Raw genomic sequence first — 3,039 nt, 5'->3', positions numbered from 1 at the left:
TCAATATTATTATTAATAAATTACTAAAAAAATAACTATCAAGGATTGCCCTTACTGAGATAATCGTTAATACAAAAATACCGATTATCGATAAGTATTTTGTAAAAAGAATTCGGCCATTACTGAATCTAGGCTCTTCTTTAAATTGCCATCTGCGCCCTAGTAATAAACTTTCCTCTGGGTAAAAATAGGTAAATATAAAAGCACCATAGAAAATAATTAATAAAATAATTGAAAAAATAGTTTCGGCCATGCATATCGCCCCCACAAGTATCCTTATATTACTATTACGGATATGGATCCTATGAGGTTTCGGAATTCCAAGGATGGAAATAATCAATATAATTAAGGCACCTAATCATCCATTGCATTCTGCAACTGAAGATTAGGTGCCTTGTTTTTCTAATTTGGTTGTACAATCTGAGCATCTAATGGGACTATTGGGCTTCTGCCTTCTTGATTTGCTTGCTTCTTAACTGTCCACATGCGGCATCAATATCTGTTCCATGTTCTTGGCGAATTTTACAATTGATCCCCTTCTTTTTGAGCGTATCATAAAAAGCCAGGACCGATTCATGTTCACTTCTTTGATATTGGCTATGTTCATCGACAGGGTTATAGGGAATTAAGTTAACATACACTTTTGGACTCAATACACTTAGAAGATCACCAAGCTGCTCAGCTTCCTCCTTATGATCATTGACATCCTTCAAGAGAATATATTCAATCGTAATCCTACGGTTTGTTTTTTCAACATAGTACTTCATCGATTCCATAAGGGATTCAATCGGAATCGCACGATTTATTTTCATAATCCGCGTTCGCAGCTCATTATTTGGCGCATGCAAGGAAATAGCCAAGTTTACCTGCATTTGTGTATCGGTAAACTCATAAATTTTGTTGGCAAGACCACTGGTAGAAACGGTAATGCGTCTAGCAGCAATCGCAAGCCCCTTTTGATCGATAATTACTTTTAAAAAGTTTAACAGATTTTCAAAATTATCAAATGGTTCACCAATTCCCATTACCACAACATGGCTCACGGTTTCGTCTTGACCCATTTGATCAAGATGAAGTTGAACATTCATAATCTGCTCGACAATTTCCCCACTCGATAAATCCCGGCTTTTCGCTAATAAACCACTCGCACAAAAACTGCAGCCGATGTTACAGCCTACTTGTGTGGTTACACAAACCGATAAACCGTATTTATGTCTCATCATAACCGTTTCAATCAAGTTGCCGTCCTGCAATTTGAATAAAAACTTAATGGTTCCATCCGCTGATTCCTGCTTTATATGCTGGGATAAGGTTTGGATGACAAAGTTTTCGTTTAGTAATTGAATACAGTCTTGATTTACATCTGTCATGCCAGCGAATTCCGTGACCCGCTTGCGATATAGCCAATCCCAGACTTGTAATGCCCTAGACTTTTTATGCCCATGATCGCTAAGCCATGAAGTCAATTGCTCTATTGTTAATCCATATATGGATGCTTTATTCATAAGTTTCAACTCACTTTACATATTTTTCAATACCCAAATAGTTTCATTCGTGTTTACTTGTAGTCATCTAATCATTTTATCATGAATCCTAGCTTCCTCAAAACCTATAATATCGCTATGGCAAGATGTTCCTGTTATGCAAAAAATTCAACCTTCATTTTCTTGCATTTGTGATCAACATTCAGTTATAACAGAGCCCATAATAAAAACGGTACCCTTTATGGAGATACCGTTAATTTAATCATGAAAAATAAATCTCTATTCTGCAATAAAAAAATTTCCACATATTCATTTAAAGGGTCAACAATCCAATATTCTCATACCTTTAACAGCCTTTTCTTCGCTCCTATTTGAATAACTTTTTAATCAGTTTAAAAATATCAAACGTTGTACGATTATAGACCTTGTTATAGGCGTACTTTTTGGGGTTTCTCAGCCATCCATAGCCCCTAGGCATTTTCAATCCTGCACGGTGGATAAGCTGTCTTTTTATGCTTGTTCTCGCAGAAATTCTTTTTTTCAAGCTTGGCTTTCTGATTCCAAATTTCATATGGCATCCCCTTACGATTCTATTGGTACCTTAGGTTCTACAAAAATAATACCATGTCTCGCACAAACAAACTAACGTTCCCAGCGGACAGTGCTTTTCACTGTTCCCATGATTAAATCGTAAATTAATCTAGTGACATTTACATCGAGTGATTTTATTTTTCACTTACTAGATTTCTCTTCATCAGTTCAGCAATTTGTCTATTATTTTGGTCCAAAGAACCTTCTAGTTGCTTAATGACTAATTCTTGCCGGTTAGCTGGATGATTTTGACTAAGTTTTGCCTTCGCCTCTATTTTATTCACCTTGATTTTAAAACCCACAATGCCCTTACTCATTCCCTTTATGTAATTGGAATCAACATCCTCTAAATGATAGGAACTGTCTGGTTTTTCATATTTAAGAACCATATCCACTAATGAATTAAATACCTCTTGAGCGTCCTCAACAATCTCCATTTGTCCATATACATGAATGGCAACATAGTTCCAAGTTGGTACGGCCTGATTAGTCTCGTACCAGGAAGGAGAAATATAGCAATGAGGACCTTGAAAAACAACTAAAACCTTCTGATTTGCGATATCCTTCCACTGCTCGTTTGGACGGGCAAAATGGCCATACAAAATACCTTCTTCTTTATTTAAAAGTAGAGGAAGATGTGTGGCGTACGGTTCACCATTATGTTGAGAAAACAAGGTCGCGAAACTATTTTTTTCAATAACATCAAAGATAACTTCCTCATTATCGATTGTAAAATTTTTAGGTATATACATGACGATCATCTCCGCTCTCTATAGTTATTTCATTTAGTTAATTCTCTGTCCTTTAGTAGAAAACCTTCTCTTGGTCTACTAAAAACCTATGTGCAAGCGTTACTTTAGGACATTCCAACACAAATAAAGTTATTATTACGGCTACGGAGGTGCGTGCTATCCGCCAGTATTTCTTGCTATCCGCAACTATATTCCGCTATCCGCAACTAATT

Annotated in this window: 4 protein-coding genes; all 4 read right to left on the bottom strand. The window is 36.2% G+C overall.

Translation table 11 applies throughout. The annotated features are described in order from the left end of the window. On the bottom strand, window positions 1-253 hold a 253-nt coding region (locus V7124_RS10805), incomplete at its 3' end, for a hypothetical protein (RefSeq protein WP_335488853.1). Between the two features lie 184 nt (window positions 254-437). Beyond that, window positions 438-1,505 (bottom strand): 23S rRNA (adenine(2503)-C(2))-methyltransferase RlmN, encoded by a 1,068-nt coding sequence (gene rlmN, locus V7124_RS10800; protein WP_335488850.1) that lies wholly within the window; start codon window positions 1,503-1,505, stop codon window positions 438-440. 346 nt (window positions 1,506-1,851) lie between these two features. Then, complete coding sequence (locus tag V7124_RS10795) at window positions 1,852-2,055, bottom strand: hypothetical protein (RefSeq protein WP_335410053.1); 204 nt, start codon at window positions 2,053-2,055, stop codon at window positions 1,852-1,854. Between the two features lie 154 nt (window positions 2,056-2,209). Beyond that, window positions 2,210-2,827: an FMN-binding negative transcriptional regulator gene (locus tag V7124_RS10790; RefSeq protein WP_335488847.1), complete on the bottom strand. Its 618-nt coding sequence runs from the start codon at window positions 2,825-2,827 to the stop codon at window positions 2,210-2,212. Window positions 2,828-3,039 lie beyond the last annotated feature (212 nt).

The sequence above is a fragment of the Neobacillus niacini genome (assembly GCF_036961885.1).
GTDB lineage: Bacteria > Bacillota > Bacilli > Bacillales > Cytobacillaceae > Neobacillus > Neobacillus niacini_H.
This window is presented reverse-complemented; position numbering and strand designations above follow the sequence as displayed.

What these genes read in the sequence shown, in the direction of transcription:
- V7124_RS10795 (WP_335410053.1), bottom strand. Translation starts at nt 2,055, where the DNA reads ATGAAATTTGGAATCAGAAAGCCAAGCTTGAAAAAAAGAATTTCTGCG.
- rlmN (WP_335488850.1), bottom strand. Translation starts at nt 1,505, where the DNA reads ATGAATAAAGCATCCATATATGGATTAACAATAGAGCAATTGACTTCA.
- V7124_RS10790 (WP_335488847.1), bottom strand. Translation starts at nt 2,827, where the DNA reads ATGTATATACCTAAAAATTTTACAATCGATAATGAGGAAGTTATCTTT.